Raw genomic sequence first — 13,668 nt, 5'->3', positions numbered from 1 at the left:
AAGCCTTTTTCCCTATTTATTAAATGCGGTTGGGTAAAGAAAATCAATTTGTTCACTGAATGGAAACAAGAAAGAGATACGTTACCCTTTGTTTATTTACTTTCTTTCTAAGTTAGACTCGACACCAGCCTCTATATATGCGACTTCTTCATCATATGAGATTACACTCAGCAATGTGGCTGCATCATTTTTGGTGGTAAAGCTAATACCTCCAACTGTTTGAATTTAATCAGAACTATACGGATTATTAGTTGATGTACTACTGCGGAAAAACAGACCTGACCTTTCATATAATACGGTTTGGTATATTTTTTGTTTTTCGCTCTTAAATAAAAAAATAACAGATGAGCCTTTATCATATTTTTCCATCAACTCTGCATCCTTCGAAAGGAAAGTATTACTTTTGGCAGCACTTAGCGCCGTATATCTATAGCCACTTATAAAGAATATCAAATGATTACAATTAACGTTGGTATTACAAATTTCCATTTTATATATATATACCACCCCCTTAAAAATTCCATCTTCTTTTATTCAACATAACTGTCCCGATAGTTCAATACCTAACGTTCCATTTCTATAATCATTATTTTAAAAGGTTTGCTTTAATTATTTTATAGGCTACACTGATGGTGTTGGTATGCTCTAACAGATTAAACATATATGTCGGATTAAAAAGTCATTATAGGGAACTAGTTTCAAGTTTTTCGTAAATTATGATGGCGTTATGAGAAGGGAGAAAATTTGATATAATGACTCAAATTGTATTGATTAGACATGGAATAACTGACTGGAATACTGAAAGAAGAGCGCAAGGACAGAGTGACATACCACTAAATGAAGAAGGTCGTCAACAAGCCCGTGCATTGGCGAGTCGATTGAAAAGTGAGAAATGGGATCTGATTTTTTCAAGCGATCTTTCGAGAGCTAAAGAAACGGCAGATATTCTGGCTAAAACACTTGGTCTGGACGTTCAAACAGATCACCGATTAAGAGAAATGCATAAAGGTGAGACAGAAGGAACCACTCTTGAAGAGCGAATAAATAGGTGGGGAAGTAAGTGGGAGAGTTTATCCCTAGGAATTGAGGATGATAAATCGATAACCCGCAGAGGAACTTCATTTCTATCAGAAATTATGAAGACTTATAAAGGCAAAAGAATATTGGTTGTAAGTCACGGGGCTTTAATTGGCAATACAATAAAAGGATTAATCCCTTCTACAAATATTGATGTGTTTTTTCATAATACATCCATGACAACAATAAATTACAATGGTTCAGATTGGAACTGTGAACTTTTCAACTGTGCAAAGCACCTCTCAAGTGAATAAAGAGATACTTTCACTCAATCCATAGAAGTTGATATGTGAAACAATCTATTTAAAGCAACGGGTGCTCTCCATATAGAAGGAGATGTACCTTTTTTGATATTGTTATTGTAGTAAAAAGCTTACTTTATATATTTAATCAGTTTTACCAGTGTTGTTGGTATATTCTAATTGTAGTAACCACTGGATTATTCCACTAAAATATCAATCCAAGTGGCTTTTTTATTTTATGTACGTCCAATATTGTATACCAACTATTGTTTATTCAAGAAAAGCTCCCGTTAGCTTATGTACAATTATTCACAAACTTTATTTGTAGGGCCGAAAGTCCACTGATCTTGCTTGATACATTTTGTCACGATATTCATAAGTAATAATAACTTCACCAATAGAGTGTGCTAGAGAAACTTGCGCAGCTAACCTAGCGATAAGGTGATTGTTTTCTAACTCATATTTAATAATGCTTCCAAAATATATATCTTTAAATATATTCTCAGGCTTGATACCTACTGGACTTATATTTACAACATATTGCTTGTCTCCAATACTTAATTTCGCTGCAGTTAGTGTTAACCTGGTTTTCGTATTTTTTAATACTACTGCAAGGGGGTTATCAACAAGTACCTCACCAAATCGATTAGAATCTGTTTCAAATACATAAACCTCTTCATCTAAAGCACCAGTACCATAACCTTTCGTCAGGATTATGATTAACTCGTTCTTTTCATCCTGGTTGATGTCTTCATAATATATTTTCGGGGCATAGGTTGGGTTTGTAACGTTCATCCAAAAAGGTCTTGATGCAATCCTTCCCTTAAAGTCAATTTTGAAGTCATAATATAAGTCATCGATTTTTTTGGCATACATAGTTATATCATCCTTACCTGACTTCGAAACTATATAGTACCCGCTAATTGTTGCCCCTGATTTATTAGGCGCAACAACTAGAAGATATGCCATTATTAAAATAATATATTTTTTCATTAGTTCACACCTCATTTAAGTGTTCCCTAACATGGTACCTTATTCCACTATCCTGCCCGTTAGCTTAAAAACTTCTACAAAAAAAAGCGTCTTCTTCGATTAACGCCCACTTTAGAAAAAGTACATTTCTTCACAATCTTTCCTTGTTCATATCTTCTGCTGTGTCCAAATTCTATAGATAGTTTGGTCGCCTATTTTTGTTTTATCTGTATTGATATCGACTAGTAAATTGTTATAATCAGCCCATTGAGGCCAAACAGAGGCTATATATTTAATTACTTTTTTATCAGGTGTTGTATATCCTACATTAATTTGATTACCCAAATAAGCAACAAAATCTGGATATAAAGCATCTGTCCATTCTTTAGCTTCATACTCAGAACCAAAAATACAGTTATCCTCTTTGTAGCTACCATTTCATTTGTAGAAACGCCCCCGTTAGTTTAAGTACAATCCTTCACAATCTAATTAATTTTATAACAAATGAATAAGCCATTGGAGGTTTTTTCGTTTGCATTTAATGGCGTTGTATTACCTTAGTGCATATTCTTTTCCTAACTGCTATATATGGTTTAATTCATTAGGTTTCTTCCTATTGACAAGTTTTTATTGGTAACCTACCTTCAACCGTAGTACCTTCATTTTCTTTACTTTTTACTTTTATTGACCCATTATGTTCCCGAACAATTCTAAAACATATCATTAAACCTAAACCAGTACCTTTTTCTTTATTACTATAGAACTGCTCACCTAATTTCTAAACTCGCTCCTCACTTACCCCAATTCCATTATCGATTATTTTTATTAGGACATTTTTTCCTTCTATACTGCCTTGGATTTCTACAAACCCATTTTTAGGAATTGAAATAATCGAAACAACAACATCTATTTTAAATTTCTGCTCTTTTTGCTTGTAACTTTCTATTGCATTTACTATTGAACTAATTCCAGCCAACAGGAAAAAATACTTAAATATCTTCAATGAAAAACCATTAATTATGCTGAGTATTAGCACCACAACCTCCAGAAACAAAAACTCTTTATGAATATTCCAACCATTTAAGATAATCTGCCAATTTTAAATAAAGAATTTCCCCCCCCTTTTTTGGAACAATACAATTGATTGTATTAAAGAATAAGGAGGTTAATTAGAAATGGATAATCAAAAATTAGCCGATCATGAGTCTTTGGATCTACATGAAGTTATTAATTTTAAAACCCTATGCTTAGCGAAATCAAAACTAATGCAAGGACTGGTATTTGATCATGATTTGAGAGCATTAATGCAAAAAGATGTTGAACAATCCATGCAAGCGCTTGGAGAATTACAGGCAATTTATCAACGCGCACCTTTTGAAGCTCCAGTTCCTCAAAACCGGCCAACACCAATAATAAATTAAAAAGGAGGCAAATCATTGAACCAGGACTATTTAGACCCTATAAACGCGCTACACGTACCAGAGCTAGCAGATACTACATTTGCGATGGATTTACTTCTTCGTGCCAAAGAAGGTGTGCGCAATATTGCTGTTGCATTAACGGAGTCTGCATCACCTGATGTTAGAAGGCTTTTACGAAACCAGTTAATGCAAGGTATTGCCATGCACCAAGAAATTACAGAACTAATGATTAGTAAAAAATGGTTCCATCCATATGAACTAAGTGAACAATATCAATTAGACCAACTCTCTGCCAACAATACATTGATGATTGGCAAAATGAATCTATTTCCTGTTGAGACCAATAGAAAAGGTATGTTTGACCGGACACCTGATGAACACTAACACTGGAGGCTGTAACCAATGAAGGCAGTAACGTATCAAGGTATTAAAAATGTTGTAGTCAAAGAAGTTCCAGATCCAAAGATTGAAAAACCAGATGACATGATTATTAAAGTAACGAGCACAGCTATATGTGGATCTGATTTACATTTAATTCACGGCATGATTCCTAACCTGCAAGAAAACTATGTTATTGGCCATGAACCTATGGGAATCGTCGAAGAAGTTGGTTCAGGTGTGACTAAGCTAAAAAAGGGAGATCGTGTCATTATTCCTTTTAATATAGCATGCGGTGAATGCTATTACTGTAAAAACCATTTGGAAAGCCAATGTGATAATTCTAATGATAATGGTGATATGGGTGCCTATTTCGGATATTCTGGTACGACGGGTGGCTATCCAGGTGGGCAAGCTGAATATTTAAGAGTTCCGTTTGCCAACTTTACTCATTTTAAAATTCCAGAGACTTGTGAAGAACCAGATGAAAAGTTAGCAGTTATTGCCGATGCGATGACTACTGGTTTTTGGAGTGTTGACAATGCAGGCGTAAAGGGTGGAGATACAGTTATTGTTCTTGGCTGTGGTCCCGTTGGTCTTTTCGCTCAAAAATTCTGTTGGCTAAAAGGAGCAAAGCGTGTCATTGCCGTAGATTATGTAGACTATCGTTTGCAACACGCCAAACGTACCAACAAAGTTGAAATTGTAAATTTCGAACACTTTGAAAATGTGGGAATGCATTTAAAAGAAATGACGAATGGCGGCGCAGATGTTGTCATTGATGCAGTTGGTATGGACGGTAAAATGACTGATTTAGAGTTCCTGGCGAGCGGAATGAAACTTCAAGGGGGAGCGTTTAGCGCATTTATCATCGCCTCACAGGCAGTTCGAAAAGGCGGAAACATCCAGGTCACAGGCGTTTATGGTGGAAGATATAATGGGTTCCCAATGGGTGATATTATGAACCGAAACGTCAATATACGCACTGGACAAGCACCTGTGATTCATTATATGCCATATATGTTTGAATTAGTTTCGACGGGAAAAATCGATCCAGGAGATGTCGTAAGTCATGTACTTCCACTTAGTGAAGCAAAGCGTGGCTATGAGATTTTTGACACAAAAATGGATGATTGTATAAAAGTCGTGTTGAAACCTTGAGGAAGGAGGTATAAAAATTGAAGTACGCCTTACATGAAGTTCTTGAGGTCCATGAGATGGCTGCATTTAAGACCACTAGTTTAACTAAATCCAAAACGATGAAAGCGTTAGTTACAGATCAGCTATTAAAAGATATTATGCAGCAAGACATTGATGTATCTACGAGACAATTACAAGAATATGCTTCTATCCTTACAAACGCTAAGCATTAAATTAGGAGATGAATGAACATGAATCCAATCATTGAAACTTTAACTGGCATGGACGCAATATCGGATCAAGTCGTTGCCATGGATCTACTCATTTCAGCTAAAAGTGGAATTAGAAATTATGCCATGGCAGTTACGGAGGCAGGAACACCGGAAATTAAAGAAATGCTCACTCGCCATTTAGTGGAAGCTCTTGATATGCATGAACAAATATCCGCATATATGGCAGAAAAAGGATGGTACCTTGCTTGGGATACAAACAAACAGATCAGTTTGGATTTAAATAGTATCAATACAGCATTGAACTTACCGACATTATAAAAAATTTCCAGGAACAGTTTAACACTCACCAAATAAACTGTTCCTATTAAACCATTTTGAGTTTATTTAGCAGAAGTAAATAAAGTTAATACTTCTTGCTTATTCGTGTTTGTTTTATACTATACAATGAAAACAATTAATTGACTATTTTTATTATGAAAAGGTCGGAGCAGGAAATTCATCAATTTTGATACGAAGTAAACTATATGGTTTCTGTCGTAAGTCTTTTCCATAATGAAATCTAGGCTGTCTATGTAATTGGTTCACAATTACATACAAATATTGATCCGGACCAATTGAAAAAGTATCCGGCCACAATATTCTCGGATCATGTGCTATAGTTTCCATTATGCCATTTGGCAATATCTTACGGATACTGTTGTTTTCATAATCTCCAGCATAAACAGTTCCCTTTACATCGGTGATCATTCCATCAGACGCACCTTTTTCTCCCCAATACTCCACATGATAAGTTAAATCCATGTCCGGTATCGTTCTGTCTCTCAGGGCTTCTGTTGAGATCGAGAACAAATGCCGACTGGTTAGTGGAGCAAAAAATAATATCTTCCCATCGGGAGAAATCGCAAGACTATCAGACGCCAATCTAAATGGAGAAGTTGAACCGTCTTTGTTTCGATTCATTAAAATTTGACCTTCTACTTTCGGTAATAAATAGGGATCGGGTGAAGTTGAATTTGTTCCATTTAACCGTCTAAACGCGTTTCCATTTGATAAATCTACGACGATAATAGCTCCTGGTCCTCTTGAAGAAGAATCCGTTATATAGGCATAACCTACTTTTCCAACACGAAAATCTAAACGGACATCATTCAGATAAGTTGTAGGCAGGACAACATCTTCTGTAAAGGTATATACTTTTCTTATTGTATTGGTTTCTAAATCAACAGCGACTAATTTTGCCCCCCCTTTAATAGGTTCAGAAAAATTGGGTGCTGCTGTATCTAATATCCAGAGCGTTCCCCTTCCATCAGCAACTACACTTTGGACACTGATGAAAGTCATTGTGATATTCTCGGGGTTAACCAAATTGGTTTGTAAATTAGGATAAGGCTGCAATTTATCCTCAACAATTTCCGCCACCGTAAATTTAACATCGTCTCCCCATTTCGGAAAACAAATAAAAATACGACCGGTTTCTGAAACAGTAACACCTGTAGGCATAGCCCCATAAAATGCATAAACCAGTTCTAAATTACCGAAATATTTTTCACTAGGTAACATAGGTTTCATAATATCCTCCTCAAGCATTCAAACGGGATATCTCCTATATATGATTTAAATTTTTTCTAGTGCATGTTTCTTAATAAGTTTTCTATATGAAAAGAAGATTGAATGATTGTTTTCGATTGTTTTCGAAATTTAAAGGTCTACAGAGGAAAAAGAATTCAATTAGCAGATAGCGAAGTTCAATATTCCTGAATCCACGTTAAGCTGTTATAAAAAAACAGGAAAATTTTCTTTTTAAATTTTGTGAAGAAATGTACTTAAGCTAAACTGCCCCGTTAGTAGAATAAGAAAAGATGGCAAATGGCAGCCTGATTTTTAAGAGTAGCCCCTGTAGGTAAAGAAGAACTTATTTTCTAACCATTATCGAATTTTATTGTTTAATCATTTGATCATTGATTAGACGTTCTTTATCGTCCAAATTAAATGTACCGGGTGTCCAACTTGGAAGAATTCCATAACCCCCAATAATCTCTTCTGCTTCGAATACTACTGCTTTCAAACGTTTTCCTTCAACATCTTCTTCTTTTAACTCATAGGAATATTGTGTAACTTCTTCTCCTAAATACTCACTCAAAAATGCAATACCACTCGCTTCATAATTACTAAGCATTTCATTAGGAATATCTAATATATAGGTTTCAACTTCGATAGACTTTTTAATTAACCAACCTTTGTTGAATAAAAATACTTTGTGTTCTTCATTAAGAGTTTTTTGACCACAAGCAGAAACATTTAATATCGCAACAAGTATTAAAAACATCTCATTTTCATAACAACACCTCCTCGGTTTAATAGTGGTATTGAATATCAATGGTTTCAAAGGATTCATCTTCTTGATTCATCCTGCCTTTTAGTACAATAACTTCACCAAAAAAAGCGTTAATCCTTTTTCGATTAACGCCCTTGATAGTTTAAGTAGAAATCTTTAAAGTTGGAGATCTAAATCATTTAAAGTCCCATTCAATATTTATCTGATTTTCTCCGCCAACTCTAAAATAATTCCCTCAGGACCACGAACGTAACATAACTTATAACTTTCATCATATTGCTGTATCTCACTAAAGATTTCCGTGCCTTTCTTTTTCAATTTTGCAACAATAGAGTCAATATCTTCAACAGCAAAGCAAATATGTCGGATACCCAGCGTATTTGCAAAAGGTTGCTGAATATCTTTTTCATCTGACGGCGTATAAAATTTGACAAGCTCTATCCATGCCTGACCATCTGGCATCCCCAATCCTACACATGCCGTTTTAACATCATTAAGCCCAACTATTCTGTCCAACTGTTCTCCATCCAATTCCCATTCCGCTTGCACTTCAAGTCCTAAATCAAGAAAAAACTCTTTAGCCTCTGAAAGATCATTTACGTTTATACTCACATGATCTATTCTATTGATCTTCATATCTCATACCTCCTATGTTCCTGTTATTTTCAATACCTGTATTCGTGTAAGGTTTGTTTGAAATTCTAATTCGCTTAAAACAGAAAAATATCCTTCTTCAATAAATCTGCCCATTACTTTAAGTACATTCCCTCACAATCTTAAATTATTTTAGAATAAATAACTAATTTAACTCCCTAGTGTTAGTCAAATTTCTACTACTTCTCTTTCTTTGCGTTAGGTACGGTGTATATGAAAAAAACAGCCCAAAAAGTTGATGGAATTTGGCTAACTACGTTTCATATTATTATTGGGGGGCTGTTTCTACTTACAGTTGGAACGGGAATAGAAAGCTGGTCGTCCATTTCATGGAACATACCGTTTATTTTCGTTGGCTTGTTTTCTTTACACTGGTTAGTTCGGGGGAGGCAAGCAAAGTATCAACTTATACTTTTTTTATCCCTGTTATAGCTATTTTAGGGAGTTCCTTATTTCTACATGAAGCAGTTACAATTAATCTTATCGTAGGAATGATCATTGTCGTGCTTAATATTGCGCTTGTCAATTTGAAACCTAAAAAGGAGACTTCTGATGGACTTTATCTTTGAGGATAATGTCTGGAGCGGCGCAAGATTAACATATCTGCAAAATATAATCGGAATCCCCTCATTTTAAACTGCACTCTGTCAAGTCGATAATATAAAAATAGACAATGGCCTTAGTTCGATATACCACCGGACTAAGACCATTAAATTTAAAAATATAAAATTTATCAATTATAAGCAGCTCTACGGTTGCTTGTCAAACACGAGTAACTGTAGGGCTGCGTGATAGAGGAACCATATCATGCAATCTTAACAAGTTAAAGACACTTAAGTGTAGTTTGAACCATTATAGAAATACAAACTGAAACCTTATTGTTCAACAATCTGGCCCTTAACATAAAGAAAGAGCGTAATTCTTACTACAGAATTGCGCCCTTTTATTGAATAAGTTTATTTTGTAATTTGATTTTCTTTTGCGATTAAAAAATGAATTATTATTTACCGCCTTGAGTTTCTATTAAGCAATGTAAAGCTTCAAAGACTTCTCATTAATTTCCGTAAAAATAGCTCTATTATTAAGATAATTAAATTGAGTTCATCTCACCTTTTTTAATTCCCATTTTAACATTTCATTCACTGTTCCAATTTTCTAACACTTTAATGGATGGAATATTATCATGTAGGCACTCAGCCACTACTTTATCTACATCATCATGTGTAAACGCCCAATTAATAATTTCATTTAAGGCTTCAGTTGCAAAACCTTTGTTTATAATTCCATATCCTACTTCAACCGTATTTTCTGAATTAGGTTTACCTTTAAATCCAATATCGCCAATAATCGTATTGCTTTCTTTATTGATAACTAGCCATACACCCCAACCTAATTCAGTAGAATCCTCTCTAAGTTTCTCCAAAAACATTTTTATATGAGGGCCTATTTTGTATTCTTCTGTTGAAATCGTTGATAATAATTCATCTGTGCAAGGAACGATTTTTAGTCTTTGGGTATGTAATTCCATCTTCTTACTCCTCTTATATTAAAAAATCTAAAGGATCAATCAACAATTGATTTTCACATTTACCTGCTAAGAATAAATGATATTATACGTTGATTTAAGGACTCCGTTCGAATATTGTTTCATATCAGCTAATTCCAAATTCAAACTAGGTTTAACACTGCCAAATAGAGGTATCCCCGTGCCAATCATTACAGGGTTAACTTTTAAGACTAATTGATCAATAAGTTTATGTTGAATTAATGAACCCGCCAAGTTACCTCCACCACAGAGCCACAACTTTCCATCTTCCTTCATTTTGAGATCTTGTATAAAGCTTAGCGTGTTATTTTTAATTAATTTCACTTCATCGTTTGATTCAAACTGCATTGTGTTTGAGAAAATAAAATGCTTCAAGTTATAAGGGCTAGGCTCACCAGGCTTAAGACCGAATTGAAAGCCATATTCATATGTTTTCCCCCCCATTAATACCGCATCATATTGCTGAATATCAGATATGAAATCTGTAACATGATCACCCTCGTTTAAAAATATAGAATCGTCTGCTACTCCATTCAAATCTGCAATAAAATTGTCAAGTGTAATTGCAATATGATAAATCAATTTTGCCATTCAGAAATCCCTCCCTATAAAACGAACTTTCTAAATATTTTCTATAAAACTTTTATAATTTCCTTTAAATTCACGAGATTAAATTTTATTCTTCTTTCACTCCACAGGAAGTTCATTAAGCCTTATCCCATTAAATGGCCCGTTTGTTGAATAAAATGACTCACATTTTTTTAAATGCCTTTATTATTTTTCAAACGACTTTATTGTAAATTAATCAACTTTATTATCTGTATACAACTCCTTTACATTTTGTAGTGATTATTATTGCTTCTTATCTTTTTTAATCTTATTGCTTATATCCTTCCAGATAACTAAAAAAAGCAGCTCTCAGAGTTGCTTTTTTATATCTTAATTACAAAAGAATGGCAATCATCAAGTTTTTCTATTGAGGAAAAATAATAAGAAGTATTTGAGCACTGCAATGGTGGTGAAAAATTAATGAAAAAGTTAGTTATATTATTCCTGTTCTTTACTGGAATTTTTCTCCCGGTTCAACTAGTAAAGGCAAATGGCCTAATGAAATTGGAGGATGTAGCTTCAATGCAAATAAACCGCACTTCCGGAGGAACACGAACTTTCAATGAAAATGATGGTATTGAAGTATTCGTCATACAAAAAGTGATTGAATGGATTAACACAGCAAGCCCTGTAAAAGAATCATCAGAATTAGTATATAAAAAAACTCCGATTGCCGTTTTAAAAATTAAAATGAAAAACGGTGATGTTGCTATAGTAAAACCTGCATATAATTGCTATATTCAAAATCAATCAAAATTTTGTACGCTGGCAGATGGTGATGTCATACTTACCCAAAAGAATCAAAAGCTTCGATTGAAATCAGCTGAGTTTTTTGATTGGCTTTTGACAGGGTGGAAACATGAAAGTACAACGCCACCTAAAGATACAAAAGAAATGATGGTCAATGATATATTAATGCTTTTATTAGGTCCAGAAATAGATACTGCGGTGAGCAATTATTATTCTGAATATCTAACTTATTCGCCATCGGTCTATCCTTACCAAGTTGAAATCGTAAATGTAAAAAGAATTGGTGGGTTCCGTACCTTTCATTTTTTAATAACATTAGAAACTACACCAGTGGTTGGAGCACATATTTCTGTAGGAAAAGACAGACTGATTTTTGAAATTGCTCCAACAATAATTCCTAGCCAAATTAAATTAAAGAAATTTGAACATCTTGAAACACATGATCTTCCTCCACATTGGCAAGACATTATAAAACAGAAAGCCCGGTAAACAAGATGTTGTATGAACAAAAAACCCCTAAAAGGTATAACGGGTTCCGTTTTTTATCACAAAGAATGGCTCAGTTCATTTGAGCCCATTCTTATATTCTTTTCATTTGTTTCTTTAACAATCGCCCCCATTAGTTGAACAACGTAAATAGTTTTATAAAATTAACGGCTAAAAAGGGATGAAAAATCATAAAAAGCATTTAATACATCATCACCTAATGGATGAGCAAAGTCTTGAGTTTTTAAAGGTAATATTCCTTCCTTTTCAAGTTGTTGCAGATATTTTTGAAATTCTGTATAAATAACTTCGATATACTCTTTCAGCTTAAATTGATATTTTAATATACCATCTGGACAATGGCTTATATGTTCAATAAAAAGGTTTAAACCATCACTGGAAAATATATAATAATCAGAGTTTCCGTGACAATCCAATCTTGCCTCACTTATTTCCCCCTTATATAGAAAGGAAAGCGTAGAGAAAAAATGTGGGATTGCTACAAAACCTATACCTGATTTGAAACTAAATAACTGTGTGTCACTTGAAACGTCAAATTGAATATCTCCACCACTGAAATGAATATCAATAAAACATTTATAATTAGAATCCATAAAATCTACCTCCATTAACATTTTTTGTTGAACTAAACTTCCCGTTAGCTTAATAATAAAAGGAGTTGCAGTTGCAACTCCTGATATAATCGATATCTTACATTTAATTACCCATTATCAATAACTCTTTTTTATTTCTTGATTAACTACTATATTGTATCGAAGTAATTCCTCTTATATTTAGCAACACTTTTACATAAATTAACGAATTACATCAACATGTTCGAGCTTTTGCTAGAATTGTATGCCCCCAAAATAGATCTCCATCATCGAAATAAGTATCAATACTTCCATCATCAAATAGTGTAATGGTATTTAATCTTATTCTTTCCGCAAATTCTTTTGAAGTAATAACTTCTCCTTCGCTCCATTCATCGTTATATACGACTAATAATTCCTCGGATATTTGTTGTCTGAGAGGGTATTCCATTTTAATAAGGTCATTTAAAATCCCCTCTACTTTAAGCATTGAATCTTCTTTATATCCTGCTCCGGTTGATATAATGAGGTTCACCCAATGGTCAAAAGCAATTTGAACCATTCCAGATAATTGTTCTGAGCTGGGGTTATATAATAAATTCCCAAAAATATCATTATTTATTATTCTATAACCACTATTTTCTTCAGATATTTTGTAAGAGAGCTTAAATTTATAAGGATAAAAGGATTCTTCTTCGTATTTTACCATCCCAACGCCCTTTAAAAGATACAATCTTTCAATCCTTTGTAATCGCCATCCAGAATAAAATGTTTTTTTTACCAATAAACACAGCGTTTCTTTGTCATTTATAAACTGTGTATTAAACGATTTAAATACGAAAACGTTGTTTGGATACAAGCCTTTTTTATATGTATCTATATAAACCATCGGAACTGGATGAACTGTTTGTTTTCCATTTCTGTATCGGCTATACTCATAAACTTTACCTTTGCTATTTCCTATGACAAGCTCATCTGAAATCAAAATAGAGCCTTCACCATTTATATATGTTCGGTTTTGTAATATTGTATTCTTCCCTTCAAAATCTAGCATTTTCATGTTTTCACTAAGGCATATAAAGGGAAAATTATCTTGTTTTGATGTATAAATCCCTTTGTATTCCTTAAAATCATTAACTGTTAATGGAAAATATTCATTTAAATCAATATCAAGCTTTTTCACTTTAGATAATCGTACTGATAGATAATTAATCAATCTTCTAATCATGAAT

The 13,668-nt window shown here is 33.7% G+C and carries 18 protein-coding genes and 1 pseudogene; 8 read left to right on the top strand and 11 right to left on the bottom strand.

The window, feature by feature from the left end; translation table 11 throughout:
* The first annotated feature begins 752 nt into the window (after nucleotides 1-752).
* Complete coding sequence (locus tag KHA93_RS05780; protein ID WP_213109863.1) at nucleotides 753-1,331, top strand: histidine phosphatase family protein; 579 nt, start codon at nucleotides 753-755, stop codon at nucleotides 1,329-1,331.
* 306 nt (nucleotides 1,332-1,637) lie between these two features.
* Here KHA93_RS05780 and KHA93_RS05775 read toward each other — a convergent pair whose 3' ends face one another.
* The 4 genes and pseudogenes from KHA93_RS05775 to KHA93_RS05760 all read right to left on the bottom strand — a co-directional run bounded on the left by KHA93_RS05775 (nucleotide 1,638) and on the right by KHA93_RS05760 (nucleotide 3,327).
* Nucleotides 1,638-2,312 (bottom strand): hypothetical protein, encoded by a 675-nt coding sequence (locus tag KHA93_RS05775; protein ID WP_213109862.1) that lies wholly within the window; start codon nucleotides 2,310-2,312, stop codon nucleotides 1,638-1,640.
* Nucleotides 2,313-2,459: 147 nt separating this feature from the next.
* Nucleotides 2,460-2,636, bottom strand: coding sequence for a hypothetical protein (locus KHA93_RS05770; RefSeq protein WP_213109861.1), 177 nt, complete (start codon nucleotides 2,634-2,636; stop codon nucleotides 2,460-2,462).
* 268 nt (nucleotides 2,637-2,904) lie between these two features.
* Nucleotides 2,905-3,054 (bottom strand): annotated as a pseudogene (locus tag KHA93_RS23820) (ATP-binding protein); the annotation flags it as partial.
* Between the two features lie 15 nt (nucleotides 3,055-3,069).
* Complete coding sequence (locus KHA93_RS05760; RefSeq protein WP_213109860.1) at nucleotides 3,070-3,327, bottom strand: ATP-binding protein; 258 nt, start codon at nucleotides 3,325-3,327, stop codon at nucleotides 3,070-3,072.
* Between the two features lie 139 nt (nucleotides 3,328-3,466).
* On the opposite strand from KHA93_RS05760, the gene KHA93_RS05755 reads away from it, so the two are divergent.
* From KHA93_RS05755 to KHA93_RS05735, 5 genes are read left to right on the top strand one after another with little or no spacing between them, the layout of a single operon-like run.
* Nucleotides 3,467-3,712, top strand: a complete 246-nt coding sequence (locus KHA93_RS05755) for a spore gernimation protein GerQ (RefSeq protein ID WP_066255762.1) — start codon at nucleotides 3,467-3,469, stop codon at nucleotides 3,710-3,712.
* A gap of 15 nt (nucleotides 3,713-3,727) precedes the next feature.
* Nucleotides 3,728-4,096, top strand: coding sequence for a spore coat protein (locus KHA93_RS05750; protein WP_213109859.1), 369 nt, complete (start codon nucleotides 3,728-3,730; stop codon nucleotides 4,094-4,096).
* 18 nt (nucleotides 4,097-4,114) lie between these two features.
* Nucleotides 4,115-5,251, top strand: coding sequence for a zinc-dependent alcohol dehydrogenase (locus tag KHA93_RS05745; protein ID WP_213109858.1), 1,137 nt, complete (start codon nucleotides 4,115-4,117; stop codon nucleotides 5,249-5,251).
* 17 nt (nucleotides 5,252-5,268) lie between these two features.
* Nucleotides 5,269-5,463 (top strand): hypothetical protein, encoded by a 195-nt coding sequence (locus KHA93_RS05740; protein WP_213109857.1) that lies wholly within the window; start codon nucleotides 5,269-5,271, stop codon nucleotides 5,461-5,463.
* Between the two features lie 18 nt (nucleotides 5,464-5,481).
* Nucleotides 5,482-5,781, top strand: coding sequence for a spore coat protein (locus KHA93_RS05735; RefSeq protein ID WP_213109856.1), 300 nt, complete (start codon nucleotides 5,482-5,484; stop codon nucleotides 5,779-5,781).
* Nucleotides 5,782-5,934: 153 nt separating this feature from the next.
* Here the strand turns inward: KHA93_RS05735 and KHA93_RS05730 are convergent, their stop codons facing one another.
* The 3 genes from KHA93_RS05730 to KHA93_RS05720 all read right to left on the bottom strand — a co-directional run bounded on the left by KHA93_RS05730 (nucleotide 5,935) and on the right by KHA93_RS05720 (nucleotide 8,434).
* Nucleotides 5,935-7,032 carry an L-dopachrome tautomerase-related protein gene (locus KHA93_RS05730; RefSeq protein ID WP_213109855.1) on the bottom strand — a complete coding sequence of 366 codons (1,098 nt, stop codon included), beginning with the start codon at nucleotides 7,030-7,032 and terminating at the stop codon, nucleotides 5,935-5,937.
* Between the two features lie 367 nt (nucleotides 7,033-7,399).
* Nucleotides 7,400-7,858, bottom strand: coding sequence for a DUF4830 domain-containing protein (locus KHA93_RS05725; RefSeq protein ID WP_213109854.1), 459 nt, complete (start codon nucleotides 7,856-7,858; stop codon nucleotides 7,400-7,402).
* A gap of 138 nt (nucleotides 7,859-7,996) precedes the next feature.
* On the bottom strand, nucleotides 7,997-8,434 hold the full coding sequence (locus KHA93_RS05720; RefSeq protein ID WP_213109853.1) for a VOC family protein: 438 nt from the start codon (nucleotides 8,432-8,434) through the stop codon (nucleotides 7,997-7,999).
* 263 nt (nucleotides 8,435-8,697) lie between these two features.
* Here KHA93_RS05720 and KHA93_RS05715 point away from each other — a divergent pair, with 263 nt between their 5' ends.
* Nucleotides 8,698-9,021 (top strand): EamA family transporter, encoded by a 324-nt coding sequence (locus tag KHA93_RS05715; RefSeq protein ID WP_233711052.1) that lies wholly within the window; start codon nucleotides 8,698-8,700, stop codon nucleotides 9,019-9,021.
* Between the two features lie 566 nt (nucleotides 9,022-9,587).
* Here the strand turns inward: KHA93_RS05715 and KHA93_RS05710 are convergent.
* Nucleotides 9,588-9,980, bottom strand: coding sequence for a GNAT family N-acetyltransferase (locus KHA93_RS05710; RefSeq protein WP_213109852.1), 393 nt, complete (start codon nucleotides 9,978-9,980; stop codon nucleotides 9,588-9,590).
* Nucleotides 9,981-10,046: 66 nt separating this feature from the next.
* Nucleotides 10,047-10,589, bottom strand: a complete 543-nt coding sequence (locus tag KHA93_RS05705; RefSeq protein WP_213109851.1) for a dihydrofolate reductase family protein — start codon at nucleotides 10,587-10,589, stop codon at nucleotides 10,047-10,049.
* Nucleotides 10,590-11,129: 540 nt separating this feature from the next.
* On the opposite strand from KHA93_RS05705, the gene KHA93_RS05700 reads away from it, so the two are divergent.
* The gene (locus KHA93_RS05700; RefSeq protein ID WP_213109850.1) at nucleotides 11,130-11,846 is read left to right on the top strand and encodes a DUF3888 domain-containing protein; all 717 of its coding nucleotides are present in this window, start codon (nucleotides 11,130-11,132) and stop codon (nucleotides 11,844-11,846) included.
* A 161-nt stretch (nucleotides 11,847-12,007) separates the two neighbouring features.
* Here KHA93_RS05700 and KHA93_RS05695 read toward each other — a convergent pair whose 3' ends face one another.
* Both KHA93_RS05695 and KHA93_RS05690 read right to left on the bottom strand, forming a co-directional pair.
* Nucleotides 12,008-12,457 carry a hypothetical protein gene (locus tag KHA93_RS05695; RefSeq protein WP_233711051.1) on the bottom strand — a complete coding sequence of 150 codons (450 nt, stop codon included), beginning with the start codon at nucleotides 12,455-12,457 and terminating at the stop codon, nucleotides 12,008-12,010.
* Between the two features lie 214 nt (nucleotides 12,458-12,671).
* Entirely contained in the window at nucleotides 12,672-13,664 is a 993-nt protein-coding gene (locus KHA93_RS05690) for a DUF2262 domain-containing protein (protein WP_213109848.1), read from the bottom strand.
* Nucleotides 13,665-13,668: the final 4 nt, after the last annotated feature.

This window comes from Lederbergia citrisecunda, from assembly GCF_018343695.1.
Lineage (GTDB): Bacteria > Bacillota > Bacilli > Bacillales > Bacillaceae_C > Lederbergia > Lederbergia citrisecunda.
This window is presented reverse-complemented; position numbering and strand designations above follow the sequence as displayed.

Excerpts from the sequence above, each read along its gene's own strand:
- KHA93_RS05745 (WP_213109858.1), top strand. The coding sequence starts at position 4,115 with ATGAAGGCAGTAACGTATCAAGGTATTAAAAATGTTGTAGTCAAAGAA.
- KHA93_RS05735 (WP_213109856.1), top strand. The coding sequence starts at position 5,482 with ATGAATCCAATCATTGAAACTTTAACTGGCATGGACGCAATATCGGAT.
- KHA93_RS05755 (WP_066255762.1), top strand. The coding sequence starts at position 3,467 with ATGGATAATCAAAAATTAGCCGATCATGAGTCTTTGGATCTACATGAA.
- KHA93_RS05730 (WP_213109855.1), bottom strand. The coding sequence starts at position 7,032 with ATGAAACCTATGTTACCTAGTGAAAAATATTTCGGTAATTTAGAACTG.
- KHA93_RS05780 (WP_213109863.1), top strand. The coding sequence starts at position 753 with ATGACTCAAATTGTATTGATTAGACATGGAATAACTGACTGGAATACT.
- KHA93_RS05695 (WP_233711051.1), bottom strand. The coding sequence starts at position 12,457 with ATGGATTCTAATTATAAATGTTTTATTGATATTCATTTCAGTGGTGGA.
- KHA93_RS05725 (WP_213109854.1), bottom strand. The coding sequence starts at position 7,858 with ATGAATCCTTTGAAACCATTGATATTCAATACCACTATTAAACCGAGG.
- KHA93_RS05690 (WP_213109848.1), bottom strand. The coding sequence starts at position 13,664 with ATGATTAGAAGATTGATTAATTATCTATCAGTACGATTATCTAAAGTG.
- KHA93_RS05705 (WP_213109851.1), bottom strand. The coding sequence starts at position 10,589 with ATGGCAAAATTGATTTATCATATTGCAATTACACTTGACAATTTTATT.
- KHA93_RS05700 (WP_213109850.1), top strand. The coding sequence starts at position 11,130 with ATGCAAATAAACCGCACTTCCGGAGGAACACGAACTTTCAATGAAAAT.
- KHA93_RS05710 (WP_213109852.1), bottom strand. The coding sequence starts at position 9,980 with ATGGAATTACATACCCAAAGACTAAAAATCGTTCCTTGCACAGATGAA.
- KHA93_RS05775 (WP_213109862.1), bottom strand. The coding sequence starts at position 2,312 with ATGAAAAAATATATTATTTTAATAATGGCATATCTTCTAGTTGTTGCG.
- KHA93_RS05720 (WP_213109853.1), bottom strand. The coding sequence starts at position 8,434 with ATGAAGATCAATAGAATAGATCATGTGAGTATAAACGTAAATGATCTT.